This window comes from uncultured Tateyamaria sp. (assembly GCF_947488715.1).
Classification (GTDB): Bacteria; Pseudomonadota; Alphaproteobacteria; order Rhodobacterales; family Rhodobacteraceae; genus Tateyamaria.
The window spans coordinates 179,452-192,515 of sequence record NZ_CANLAG010000003.1 but is presented as its reverse complement, the minus strand read 5'-3'; the positions used below and the strand labels follow the sequence as shown (position 1 = coordinate 192,515).

10 protein-coding genes are annotated in these 13,064 nt (G+C 61.7%); 5 read left to right on the top strand and 5 right to left on the bottom strand.

The window, feature by feature from the left end; translation table 11 throughout:
- Positions 1-16: 16 nt before the first annotated feature.
- From Q0936_RS08820 to Q0936_RS08810, 3 genes are read right to left on the bottom strand one after another with little or no spacing between them, the layout of a single operon-like run.
- Positions 17-889 (bottom strand): F0F1 ATP synthase subunit gamma, encoded by an 873-nt coding sequence (locus tag Q0936_RS08820; protein WP_299141748.1) that lies wholly within the window; start codon positions 887-889, stop codon positions 17-19.
- Between the two features lie 12 nt (positions 890-901).
- Positions 902-2,443: a F0F1 ATP synthase subunit alpha gene (gene atpA, locus Q0936_RS08815; RefSeq protein ID WP_299141749.1), complete on the bottom strand. Its 1,542-nt coding sequence runs from the start codon at positions 2,441-2,443 to the stop codon at positions 902-904.
- Positions 2,444-3,004 carry a F0F1 ATP synthase subunit delta gene (locus tag Q0936_RS08810; protein WP_299141750.1) on the bottom strand — a complete coding sequence of 187 codons (561 nt, stop codon included), beginning with the start codon at positions 3,002-3,004 and terminating at the stop codon, positions 2,444-2,446.
- Positions 3,005-3,390: 386 nt separating this feature from the next.
- Between Q0936_RS08810 and Q0936_RS08805 the strand changes: the two genes are divergently transcribed.
- A complete protein-coding gene (locus tag Q0936_RS08805; RefSeq protein ID WP_299378029.1) occupies positions 3,391-4,860 on the top strand; it encodes a hypothetical protein in 1,470 nt (489 codons plus the stop codon).
- Positions 4,861-4,877: 17 nt separating this feature from the next.
- Positions 4,878-5,402 carry a DUF3859 domain-containing protein gene (locus Q0936_RS08800; RefSeq protein WP_299295158.1) on the top strand — a complete coding sequence of 175 codons (525 nt, stop codon included), beginning with the start codon at positions 4,878-4,880 and terminating at the stop codon, positions 5,400-5,402.
- Here the strand turns inward: Q0936_RS08800 and Q0936_RS08795 are convergent.
- Positions 5,399-6,142 carry a hypothetical protein gene (locus Q0936_RS08795; protein WP_299141753.1) on the bottom strand — a complete coding sequence of 248 codons (744 nt, stop codon included), beginning with the start codon at positions 6,140-6,142 and terminating at the stop codon, positions 5,399-5,401. The two genes, Q0936_RS08800 and Q0936_RS08795, sit on opposite strands and share 4 nt — an antisense overlap.
- Positions 6,143-6,223: 81 nt before the next feature.
- Between Q0936_RS08795 and gloB the strand changes: the two genes are divergently transcribed.
- From gloB to Q0936_RS08780, 3 genes are all read left to right on the top strand, one after another.
- Positions 6,224-6,991, top strand: a complete 768-nt coding sequence (gloB, locus tag Q0936_RS08790; protein WP_299295160.1) for a hydroxyacylglutathione hydrolase — start codon at positions 6,224-6,226, stop codon at positions 6,989-6,991.
- A 206-nt stretch (positions 6,992-7,197) separates the two neighbouring features.
- Complete coding sequence (clpA, locus tag Q0936_RS08785; protein WP_299295162.1) at positions 7,198-9,519, top strand: ATP-dependent Clp protease ATP-binding subunit ClpA; 2,322 nt, start codon at positions 7,198-7,200, stop codon at positions 9,517-9,519.
- Positions 9,519-10,490 (top strand): M23 family metallopeptidase, encoded by a 972-nt coding sequence (locus Q0936_RS08780; protein WP_299141760.1) that lies wholly within the window; start codon positions 9,519-9,521, stop codon positions 10,488-10,490. The genes clpA and Q0936_RS08780 overlap by 1 nt, the downstream gene beginning before the upstream one ends.
- Positions 10,491-10,496: 6 nt before the next feature.
- On the opposite strand, the gene Q0936_RS08775 is transcribed toward Q0936_RS08780, so the two are convergent.
- Positions 10,497-13,064 (bottom strand): peptidoglycan -binding protein, encoded by a 2,568-nt coding sequence (locus Q0936_RS08775; RefSeq protein ID WP_299141762.1) that lies wholly within the window; start codon positions 13,062-13,064, stop codon positions 10,497-10,499.

The window sequence follows — 13,064 nt, the reverse complement described above, 5'->3', positions numbered from 1 at the left end:
TTCGTCTCCGGTTCTCTTACAGCGCTTCCGCGCCGGAAATAATTTCGATCAGCTCGTTCGTGATCACGGCCTGACGCGAGCGGTTGTACTGGATCGTCAACTGGTCGATCATGTCGCCCGCGTTGCGTGTCGCATTGTCCATCGCCGACATCCGCGCACCCTGTTCGGATGCACCGTTTTCCAGCAGCCCGGAAAAGATGGCGGTGGCTACGGCACGCGGCAGAAGGTCGGCCAGAATGGCCTCTTCGTCCGGTTCGTAATCGTAAAGCGTCTCGCCCGCCTCGAACCCTTCGGGGATCGCAAACGGAATGATCTGCTGTGCGGTCGGGATCTGCGTCACGACGTTTTGGAAGCGCGCAAAGAAGATTGTCGCCACGTCGAATTCGCCCGCATCAAAGCGGCCCAGCACGTCCTTGGCCACGCCCTGCGCGTCCGCATAGGACATGCGTTTGACTTCGGACATATCCACGTGTCCGACGAACATGTCGCCGAAATCACGTTTCAACTGGTCGCGGCCTTTTTTGCCAACGGTCAGGATCTTGACCGTTTTGCCAGCCGCCTGCAGTTCCTGCGCCTTGGCGCGGGCCAGTTTGGCGATGTTCGTGTTGAACCCGCCGCACAGTCCGCGTTCCGAGGTCATCACGACCAGCAGATGCGTGTTGTCCGTGCCCGTACCGCTGAGCAGTTTGGGCGCGCTGTCCGACCCGCCAACCGACGCCGCCAGCCCCGCCATCACGGCTGTGAACCGTTCGGCGTAGGGGCGCGAGGCCTCGGCTGCTTCCTGTGCCCGCCGCAGTTTCGCGGCGGCCACCATCTGCATGGCCTTGGTGATCTTGCGGGTCGATTTGACCGACTCGATCCTGTTTTTCAGGTCCTTGAGATTTGGCATTGCCCGATCTCCTTATGCGAAGGTCGCAGCGAACTCGTCGAGGACCGCCTTCATCTTGTCGACGTTCTCGCCGCCCTTGAACTTGGGATCGTCGTTCGCAATCCACGCAAGGAAGTCCGATTTCTGGCTGCGCAAGAAGCTGAGCAGGCCCGCTTCGAACTTGCCCACATCGCCGACGGGGATGTTGTCGAGATAGCCGTTTGTACCTGCAAAGATCACGCAGACGATTTCGGCGTTGGTCAGGGGCGAGTACTGGGCTTGCTTCATCAGCTCGGTCAGGCGCGCACCACGGTTCAGCAGCTGCTGTGTGGCGGCATCCAGGTCAGAACCGAACTGGGCGAAGGCCGCCATTTCGCGGTACTGAGCCAGCGACAGTTTCACAGGGCCGGCAACCGACGACATTGCGTCTGTTTGAGCCGAGGAGCCCACACGCGAAACCGACAGACCTGTGTTCACGGCGGGACGGATGCCCTGATAGAACAGTTCGGTCTCGAGGAAGATCTGGCCGTCGGTGATCGAGATCACGTTGGTCGGAATAAACGCCGACACGTCGCCACCTTGGGTTTCAATGATCGGCAGAGCCGTCAGCGAACCGGCGCCGTTGTCTTCGTTCAGCTTGGCCGAACGTTCCAGCAGGCGGGAGTGAAGATAGAAAACGTCGCCAGGATAGGCTTCACGTCCGGGCGGACGACGCAGCAGCAGGGACATCTGGCGATAGGACACGGCCTGTTTGGACAGGTCATCATAGATGATCAGCGCGTGGCGGCCATTGTCACGGAAGTGCTCGGCCATGGAGGTCGCGGCGTAAGGTGCCAGGAACTGCATGGGGGCCGGGTCGGACGCGGTTGCGGCCACGACGATCGAGTATTCAATCGCACCGGACTCTTCGAGCTTTTTCACCAGCTGCGCAACGGTCGAACGCTTTTGGCCGACAGCCACGTAGATGCAGTAGAGCTTCTTGCCCTCATCATCGCCTGCGGCGTCGTTGTAGGATTTCTGGTTCAGGATCGCGTCCAGAGCAACGGCGGTTTTGCCGGTCTGACGGTCACCAATGATCAGCTCACGTTGGCCACGGCCAATCGGGATCATCGCGTCGACGGCTTTGAGGCCGGTTGCCATGGGCTCGTGCACCGATTTACGCGGGATGATGCCGGGCGCTTTGACGTCCGCAACCGAACGCGCTTTGGCGCCGATGGGACCTTTGCCGTCCAGGGGGTTGCCCAGACCGTCCACAACGCGGCCCAGCAGTTCGTCGCCCACAGGCACGTCCACGATGGAGTTCGTGCGCTTGACCGTGTCACCTTCTTTGATGTCCCGGTCGGAACCAAAGATAACCACACCGACGTTGTCGGTTTCGAGGTTCAGGGCCATGCCCTGAATGCCGCCGGGGAATTCAACCATCTCACCGGCTTGGACATTGTCGAGGCCGTACACGCGGGCAATCCCGTCACCCACCGACAAAACGCGGCCCACTTCGGCCACTTCTGCTTCCTGACCAAAGTTCTTGATCTGGTCTTTCAGGATCGCAGAAATCTCTGCTGCTTGGATACCCATTTATCCGACCTCTTTCATTGCATTCTGGAGGGAAGAGAGCTTGGAGCGGATCGACGTGTCGATCATCTTCGAGCCCACTTTTACGATCAAACCGCCGATGAGGCTTTCATCGACGGTTGCATTGATAGTGACGTCCTTACCCATGCGGGCCTTGAGCGTCTTGGCGAGCTTGTCGCTCTGTGTCTTGGTCAGCGCCTTGGCGGATGTCACGTCTGCTGTGACTTCGCCTTTGTCTTCGGCGATCACGTCGCGCAGCGCCTGCACCAGTTGCGGCACGACGAACAGGCGACGCTTTTCGGCCATCAGGGCCAGCGTGTTGCCCATCAGGTCACTCAGCTTCGCTTTTTTGGCGATGGCGGTGATGGCGGCGGCCTGTTCCTCGCGGCTGTAGACCGGCGAGTGGATCAGGGCGTTGAAGTCTGCGCTTTCGGCCATGGCCGCGCTCAGCGTTTCAATATCGCCTTCCAGTTTCTTGACGGCTTTGCCCTCTTTGGCAAGCTCATAGACAGCAGTGGCATAGCGTGCAGCAATGCCTGTGGAGATCGAAGCTGGTTCGGACACGTCCACCCTTTCGATGTCTTGGCCCCGGTGTGGTGCTGGAACAGCAGGCCGGGGGCGTTGGATCACCCTGCTTTGCAACAGGGCGTGAAAATCAGGGGGGATGTAGCAGAGGGTTCTCTACCCCGCAACATGTGTTCGTGAACGGGTGTTATGACGGTTTTTCATTGATTTCAGAAGGTTAACCAAAGTGCGACCGTTTGGCCCGATGGAATTGCAAGAAAACTGACACAAAACGCGACCCATCGGGTACGATTCCTGTGCATTTCCCACCGAAATCCGTCAGCCGGTGTGTCATGCAGAATATCCGCCCGGCTGTCCGACCAACTTGACTCTGACCCGCGTCAGTCGCACGCTGGTGGTGTTCGGTAACATCTGGGGGACACATTATGGGCCCGTTTGCACTGCTCGCGCTGCTATCAGGCGCATTGTTCATGACCACAGCGGACGGGTCGGATCCTGAACCCGTCGAAGACCCCGGCATGGAGAAGGATCCTGTTCTGCCGGGTCCCGATCCGCAGGATCCGGGCGACGACATCGGCGCCACATTTGACGCCACCGCAGAAGGGATCACGATTGATGTGGGCGACGACGAGACCGGTCGCCTCGCCTCGATCATCTATGTGGATACCGAGGATGACCCCGACAACTTTATCCAGACCCATGAGGCCCGGTTCTATCTTGTGCCAGAGGATACGGACTGGTCCGCCGCCAGTTGGGAAACGCAGAACGACATTCCCGGCGCGTCCTCGACCAATTTCGAGCTGGACGATTTCGAGGAGACTTTTGGGCTTGAACTGCTGGGGACGGTTCCGCTGGGCACCGAGGGGTTTTCGGCCTTTCCCGAACAGGGCAAGATGGCGGACCGTCTGCCGGACGTCACAGCCAATCGCGACCTTGAGGTCTATTACCTTGAGGCCAACACGGACGGTGATGATCTGATCACCTTTCTACCCGAGGATTTCGTGGTCACGCAGAACGGCGTGCCAGAGGTCGAGGTCGACGCGAACACAACCGGCACCGCCGAGTCCGACTGGTTCACGACGGCGGCGGATGGCATTGCGGTGGATGGCGCGGGCGGCGATGACATCCTTTATGGCCCCAATGCGAATGTCTCGCTGGATGGCGGCGACGGGGACGACCTGATCCGGGCGACCGGCGCGGATGTGGTAGTTGACGGTGGCGCGGGCAATGACAGCCTGGATGCGGCATCCGGCACGGTGACGGGCGGTGCGGGCGATGACAGCATCAGCCTGCATGAAGGCACAGCACGCGGTGGCGCGGGTGATGACAACCTGGTCAGCTATACGGATGCGGCTGCCGATCTCTTTGGCGAGGACGGCGACGACCGATTTACCATATTCGGCGAAGGGTCGCGGGCCTTTGGCGGGGCGGGCGATGATTTCATCGGTGTGAATGCCGGTGCGTCTGCATTTGGCGAGGCCGGGAATGATCACCTGCAAGTGGAATCGGGTGCGACGGCCGAGGGTGGCGCGGGCGATGACCTCTTTACCGTCTGGAACCAGTTCCGCGACGAAGACGGCCCGGCCACTGTCACTGGTGGCGACGGGGCGGACACATTTGATGCCCGCGTGTGGAATGCCGTGAACGGCACGGCGGACGACATCTATATGGAAGTGACCGATTTCGATCCCGCAGAGGACGTTCTGGCGGTGGGTGTCTTCCAGACAACCGGGGTCGAGGTCGACACGGTCGCGGTGAGCGAAGCCGCCGATGGCAGCTTTTCCGAGGTGACGGTGACCTATACCGCGCGTGCGGGTCAGGATCCCGGCATTGCCGTCATCCGCCTGTCGGGCACCACCGGGATGACTGCCGATCAGGTGGTGGTGCTGGCATAGTGGGGCTCCGGGCGGCGATGGCGCTTGTCCTGTGCGGATCAGCGGCGCAGGCGCAGTCTGCACCGGATATCGCGGCGCCGCTTTTTTACCTGACGCATGGGATCAATTGCGTGCCGAAGGCAGGCAAGGTCGTCACCGGGCAGGACACGGTGGACGGCGAGATCATACGATACGAATCCGAAGGGTTGCCGATCCTGATCCAGACCACCCGTGTTCCGGCCAAGGTCGGGATCTCGATGATGACCGCCTTTGGCGTGCACCCGGACACCCCGCCCGGCGTGCTGACAGCCACAGTGACCCATCCGCCCATGGGCGCGCAGAACACGACGCACCAGACGTGGCAGATCGACATCAAGGGCGGGGACCAGAAGGCCATGGGCTACCTTCTTGAGGACACGTTCGAGGAGGTCACCGGCCCGTGGGTCTTTACCCTGCAACTGGAGGGTGCGGCGGTGATGCGCTCCGTTTTCACCCTCGTGCCGCCGGACGATGCGCCCGAAGTGATGGGCCGCTGTTTTCCGGATGCGGTGCCGGGGTCCTAGAGACGGCCAGCAATGGGCGCTGTGACGCCCTGTGGCACCGTCTGGCGGCGTGCTTTGACGCGGCTGACCTTGCCCTTGGGTGGATAGACCAGCTTGGACGCCTCGACCATGAACGCGCCACCCGCCACCATGCCCGGCATGGTGCGCCCGACCCTTTCGAACATTTTGGCCGATTTCATCCACACACGTTTGGCGGATGGGAACTGGTATAGCGCGCCCAGATGCCGTTCCGGCAGGAACTGGTGTTTGCGCAATTGTGTCTCGAGCTGGCCCGCCGAATAGGGCCGCCCGAAACCAAAGGGCGTTCTGTCACGGCGGCTCCATATCCCGGCGCGGTTCGGCACGATGAACAGCGCCTTGCCGCCCGGCCCCAGCACCCGCCACGCCTCTTCCAAAAGATCATAGGCCCGTTCGGATGTTTCGAGCCCGTGCAGCACAATCAGCTTGTCCACATGCCCGGTTTCGATGGGCCATAGCGTCTCCTCGGTCAGGACCGAGACGTTGGCCTTGTCCGCAGGCCACGGCATGACCCCTTGCGGTCCGGGCATCAGGGCGATCACACGCCGCGCATCGGCCAGATAGGGGCGCAACAACGGCACGGCAAAGCCGAACCCGGCCACGGTTTGACCTTTGGCTTCGGGCCAGATTTCGATCATGCGGCGGCGCAAAGAGGCCTGCGCCGCACGCCCAAGGGCGCTGCGATAGTAGAAATTGCGCAAATCCTGCACGTCGAGATGCATTGCCTGCCCTATCACCCTTGTCCTGACCGCGCCCGCGCGCCACCTTTGGTTCAGACCCTACCTGAAGAAAGCGCAAATGCCATGCCCCTCGACATCCGCACGATCCCCTGTCTGGCCGATAACTACGCCTATCTCGCCCATGATGCGGCCACTGGGGCAACCGCGCTGATCGACATCCCCGAAGCCGCGCCAATCCTTGCCGCGCTCGAAGAATTGGGGTGGACGTTGACGGATGTTCTGATCACGCACCACCATGACGACCACATTGACGGGCTGGCTGACATTCTGGCGCAGTACCCCGCCCGCGTGGTGGGTGCGGCTGCGGACACGCACCGGCTGCCCGCGCTGGACCTCAAAGTGGCCGAGGGCGACACCATCACCATCGGGTCCGAAACCTGCACGGTCCTGGACGTGTCTGGGCACACACTCGGCCATGTCGCTTTCCACTTTCCCGCGTCAAACGCCGTGTTCACCGCCGACAGCCTGATGGCGCTGGGATGCGGCCGCGTGTTCGAGGGCACCAAGCCCCAGATGCACGACAGCCTGCAAAAACTGGCCGCCCTGCCCGGCGACACCGTTGTCTATTCCGGGCACGAGTACACCGCGGCCAATGCGAAATTCGCGTTGACCATTGATCCGGACAATCCCGCACTTATATCGCGTGTCCAGCAGGTGACCGAAAAACGCGCATCGGGCCTGCCAACCGTCCCGTCGCTTTTGTCCGAAGAATTGGCGACCAACCCGTTTTTGCGCGCCCACGATCCCTCCATCCAGGCCCATTTGGGCATGACTGGTGCCAACGCCACCGACGTGTTCACCGAAATTCGCACGCGCAAGGACAACTTCTGAGGCGACTATTGAGACGGGGCAGCCCGGTCACGCCCAAATCGCCAACAAAATACGCGCTGCTCGTCAGTTTGTGAGCCTGAGTGCAAAGAAAAGCCTTGAAGCTGCGCGTTGTTCAACCAAACTTAAACACATGAGGCCATGGTTGGTACGGGGCCTCGACATTCCTTGATGCCCCACCCGACCCCGAGCGATAAGGAGCACTGCCCGTGCCTTCATTCTCGACGACACTGGAAAAAGCCATTCATCAGGCTCTTGCGCTGGCCAATGAACGCCGGCACGAATTTGCAACGCTGGAACATCTGTTGCTGGCCCTGGTGGATGAACCCGACGCCCGTCGCGTCATGCAGGCCTGTTCGGTCGACATTGACGAGCTGCGCGGCACGCTTGAGGAGTTCGTGGACGACGACCTGTCAAACCTGGTGACCGACATCGACGGCTCCGAGGCGGTCCCAACCGCTGCGTTCCAGCGCGTGATCCAGCGCGCCGCCATTCACGTGCAGTCTTCGGGCCGCACGGAGGTGACTGGCGCCAACGTCCTGGTCGCGATCTTTGCCGAACGCGAATCCAATGCCGCATATTTCCTGCAAGAGCAGGATATGACCCGCTATGACGCCGTGAACTTCATTGCGCACGGCGTGGCCAAAGACCCTGCTTTTGGCGAGGCGCGGCCCGTATCCGGTGCCCCCGAAGCCGAGGAAGAGGCCCAAGGCGTCACCGAAGGCGAAAAGAAAGAGAGCGCGCTGGCCAAGTACTGCGTGGACCTCAACGAAAAATCCCGCGAGGGCGATATCGACCCGCTGATCGGACGCTCGGACGAGGTGGAGCGCTGCATTCAGGTGCTGTGCCGCCGTCGCAAGAACAACCCTCTTTTGGTTGGCGATCCCGGCGTGGGCAAAACGGCGATTGCCGAAGGTCTCGCGCGCAAGATCGTCGCAGGCGAAACGCCCGAGGTGCTGTCCGGCACAACCATCTATTCGCTCGACATGGGCGCATTGCTGGCCGGAACGCGCTATCGCGGTGATTTCGAGGAACGTCTGAAGGCTGTGGTCACTGAGTTGGAAGAGCACAAGGACGCCGTCCTGTTCATTGACGAAATCCACACCGTCATCGGTGCCGGTGCCACGTCCGGTGGTGCTATGGACGCGTCCAACCTGCTGAAACCTGCCCTGCAGGGCGGCAAGCTGCGCACCATGGGCTCGACCACATACAAAGAGTTCCGTCAGCATTTCGAGAAGGACCGCGCGCTGTCGCGTCGTTTCCAGAAAATCGACGTGAACGAGCCGTCGGTGGAAGACGCCACCAAGATCCTCAAGGGCCTCAAGCCCTATTTCGAAGATCACCACGGCGTAAAATACACCTCGGACGCGATCAAAACCTCTGTCGAGCTGGCCAGCCGGTACATTAACGACCGCAAGCTCCCTGACAGCGCCATCGACGTGATCGACGAGGCAGGTGCCGCCCAGCATCTGGTCGCCGCCGCCAAGCGCCGCAAGACCATCGGCACCAAGGAGATCGAGAATGTCGTGGCCAAGATTGCCCGCATTCCACCGAAAAACGTGTCCAAGGACGATGCGGAGACCCTGAAGGATCTCGAAGCGTCCCTGAAGCGCGTGGTCTTTGGTCAGGACGATGCCATTGTCGCCCTGTCTTCGGCGATCAAGCTGGCCCGCGCGGGTCTGCGCGAACCTGAAAAACCCATCGGCAACTATCTGTTCGCCGGGCCAACGGGTGTCGGCAAGACCGAAGTTGCCAAGCAGTTGGCGGATACGCTGGGTGTGGAAATGCTGCGCTTTGACATGTCCGAGTACATGGAGAAACACGCGGTCAGCCGTTTGATCGGTGCACCTCCGGGATACGTCGGCTTTGACCAGGGCGGCATGCTCACCGACGGTGTCGACCAGCATCCGCACTGTGTGCTCCTGCTCGATGAGATGGAAAAGGCGCACCCGGACGTCTACAATATCCTGTTGCAGGTGATGGACCACGGCAAGCTGACCGACCACAACGGCCGGACAGTCGATTTCCGCAACGTGATCCTGATCATGACGTCGAATGCCGGCGCATCAGATATGGCCAAGGCCGCCATCGGTTTTGGCCGTGACCGGCGCGAGGGCGAGGATACTGCCGCGATCGAACGCACGTTCACGCCCGAGTTCCGCAACCGTCTGGATGCCGTGATCAGCTTTGCGCCATTGGGCAAGGACACCATCCTGTCTGTTGTTGAAAAGTTCGTGCTGCAACTCGAAGCGCAACTGATGGACCGCAACGTGACCATCGAACTGACGCGCCCGGCCGCCGAATGGCTGGCCGACAAGGGCTACGACGACAAGATGGGTGCGCGCCCGCTGGGCCGTGTGATCCAGGAATACATCAAGAAACCGCTCGCCGAGGAACTGCTCTTTGGCAAGTTGATGAAGGGTGGCGTGGTCAAGGTCGGCGTGAAAAACGGCGAACTAGACCTCAAACTGGAAGGCCCGGACAAACCGCGCCTGTCCGGCGACAAACCACCGCTTTTGACGGCGGACTGATGCGCGCGGCTGCGCTTGCCGCCCTGTTGTTTCCCCTCGCCGCCGGTTCTCTGGCGGCGAGGGACATCATTTTGAACCCACCGATTGACTGCGATCTGGGCAGCGCCTGTTTCGTGCAGCAATATGTCGACCACGACCCATCCAACCAGTCGATGGATTTTCGGTGTTCGAACCTCAGCTATGACACACATCAGGGTACGGACTTTGCCCTGCAATCGTTGGAACAGATGCGGCGCGGTGTGAATGTGATCGCCGCAGCCCCCGGCACCGTGCGTGCGACCCGCGATGGCATGAAAGACGAATTGTTCACACGCCAGTCGGCGGCGCGGATCAGTGGTCGCGAATGCGGCAACGGCATTGTCGTCGACCATGGCGGCGGTTGGACAACCCAGTATTGCCACATGAAACGCGGATCTCTCGCCGTCAAAAAGGGCGACCGCGTACGCAAGTCGACCGTTCTGGGCCAAGTTGGATTGTCAGGGCGCACACAGTTTCCGCATGTCCATCTGACCGTGCGCAAGGACGGCAAAGTTGTTGATCCCTTTGACCCCGACAATCAGGTCACATGCGGCGCACCCAGCACCGAGACCCTCTGGCAAAATCCCCTCCCCTATCGACCGGGCGGAATTCTAACCGTGGGGTTTGCCGATGCGGTGCCAAAGTTCGACCGGATCAAGCAAGGCACGGCAGGAGCCGATTCCCTGAAACCCTCTGCCCCGGCCATCGTCGTGTTTGGCTATGCCTTTGGCGGCCGGGCGGGTGACAAAGTACGGCTGGTGATCGACGCGCCGGGCGGACAGATGATGGATGAAACCGTCACATTGGACAAAAATCAGGCGCAGTTTTTTCGTGCAGTGGGGAAAAAACGGACCACATCAGCTTGGCAGTCGGGCACCTATCTGGGCACGGTCAGCCTGTTGCGGGGCAACCGTGTGATCAACACCGAAACCGCGACAGTCACGGTCCAGTAGAACCCGCTATTTCTCAGTGAATTTCAACTCGATGCGCCGGTTCTGCGCGCGTGCGCTGGCCGAGTCTTCGGGGTTGAGGGGCTGGTATTGCCCAAACCCGTTGGCCGACAAACGGTTGGGCGGGATGCCCAAAAAGTTGACCATATATTTGACCACCGACAGGGCGCGCGCCTGGCTCAGTTCCCAGTTGTCGGCAAACTCGCCCGTGCCAGACAACGGCACGTTGTCGGTATGGCCATCGACCCGAATGACCCAGTCGATCTCTGCCGGGATGTCGCCCGCGATGTTGCGCAAAATGCCCGCGATCTTGGCGATTTCGCCTTCACCCGCAGTCGACAATTCCGCGCCACCGGGCGGGAACAACACCTCTGATGAGAACACAAAGCGGTCGCCGACGATGCGCACACCTTCTTGCGTGCCCAACACGTCGCGCAACCGGCCAAAGAATTCCGAACGGTAGCGTTCCAAGTCCTGCGCTTCGGCCTCAAGCCGCTTGCGCTCGGCCTCTTCCAACTCGCGGCGGCGGCGCTCTTCGGCGGCCACACGGGCCAGAGCGGTGTTCAGTTCTGATCCCAGCGATTGCAGTTGCACGTCGCGCGCTGCGTCTCGGGCCACGGCGTCATCCAGCAGGGCCTGCAACTGCCCCAACTGCGACCGCAGGGCTGCGACCTGCTGGTTCAACAATTCGGTCTGCCGCTGTGCCTCAAGCGTCGCGGCCTCTTCGGCGCTCAACGCGTCGCGTGCCGCAGCCAACAGAACCGCCCGGCGGTCCGCCTCGGATGTTTGGTTGGCCAGCGCCGCTTCTGCCGCAGACTTGTCCGCCAATGCAGCGGCAAGCGCGGCCCGCACTTCAGCGGTGTCTGTTCCAAGGTTTTGCAACTCGGCCTCGGCTGCGAGACGTGCTGACAAGGCCGCCGCCAACTGGTCACGCACCTCCTGGTTGCTGCTGCCTGCGGCCTCTGCATCGGCCAGTGCTGCATCCCGCGCAGCGATGGCGCGCGCCAATTGCACCTGAAGATCGTCGATGTCGCCCGATTGCGCCGCCAATTGCCCCTCGGCTGCCAGTTTCGCAGCAACCGCAGCCGCCAAGCGGTCCCGCGCATCCTCCATTTCCAGATTGGACGCAGCGATACGCGCCTCAAGCGTGGTCAGGCGGGCTTCGAGGCGGGCAACCTCTTGGGCGGACGCCGCGCGCGCGCCTTCGGCTTCACCAAGCTGGGCTTGCAGTTCCGCCAATTCGGCGTCGCGGGCCGCCAGCGCCGCCTGCGCATCACCCAATTGCGTCTGCAATGCCGCAGTCGTCGCCGTACCACCATCCAGAGCCGCCTCGGCCGCGTTCAACCGTGCCTCCAGCGTCGATACGGCCGCCGCCCGTTCGTCCAGTTGCCCCAATGCCCGCGCCAGTTGCGCCTCAAGATCCGCAGCCGCAGCTGCCCCACCTTCGGCATTCAGCAACGCGGCTGCCAATTGGGCCTCGAGGCTGGATCGTTCACCGGCAAGGGCCGTATTTTCCGCCTTGGCACCGTCCAATGCGGCCAGTGCGGACGCCAGTTCGCCCTGCAAGCTCTCGATCCGCGCCTCTGCGGATGCCGTGCTGCCTTGCGCGTTTTCCAACCGGACCAGCGCCGCGGCAAGCTGGGCTTCAAGCCCGCGTTGGTCATCGCCCAGCGTCTCATTCTGTTCCCGTGCCAAGGCAAGTGCCGCCATAACCGTCGCCAGTTCTGCGTTCACATCCTTTTCGGCGGCACGTGCCGCCGCCAGCAGGGTCAGAGTGTCCTCGGCCTCTTTGCGTTGGGCCTCCAACGCGAGGGTCATCGCGGTCAACTCGGCATCCGCTGTTTCCAGCCGCGCCCGCAACGCCTCGGCGGCGGCGATATCAGCCAAACGCGCGGCTTCTTCTGCGCTCAGCGCCGCTTGTGCAGCGTCCAAATCGGCCTGCAATCCAGCCGCCTGATCTGCGCTGGCCGCGTTCCGACTGCGCAAATCGGCAATCAGGGCCTGCAACGCCTCGGTGCGCGCAGCGGCAAGACGCGCGGCCTCGGATTGGGCATCAACCTCTGTGCGCGCTTGGGCCAACGCGAGGTTGAGCGCCTCTTGTTCGGACAGCAAACGCGCCTGTTCGGTTTCCAAACCCGCCACATTGGCCAAAGCGCCATCGCGTTCGGAAATGAGGGCCGCCACCTGCGCCTCAAACCCGGTGATACGGGTGCGGGCGGTCTCAAGTGCGGCAGACGCCGCATCCCGTTCGCCTGTCAGCGCCGCAATTTGCGCGGCCTGTGCTGCGACCTGGGCCTGGGCATCGTTCAGAGTCGCGTTCAGCGATGACAGCCGCGCATCCAACTGACTGGACCGCCGTTCCTCTAACCCCAAAGCCTGAGCCAACGCAGCAACCTCAGTCGCCAGTTGATCCAGTTCCGTTTCCTGACCCGTGATCGTTTCGCGCAGCACAAATTGCACCACCATGAAAATGGTGAGGACAAACATCAGGACCAACAACAGCCCGGTCATCGCATCCACGAAACCGGGCCAGATCGATGCCTGGAACCGAGCCCCTGTGCGCCGCGACAGGGCCAT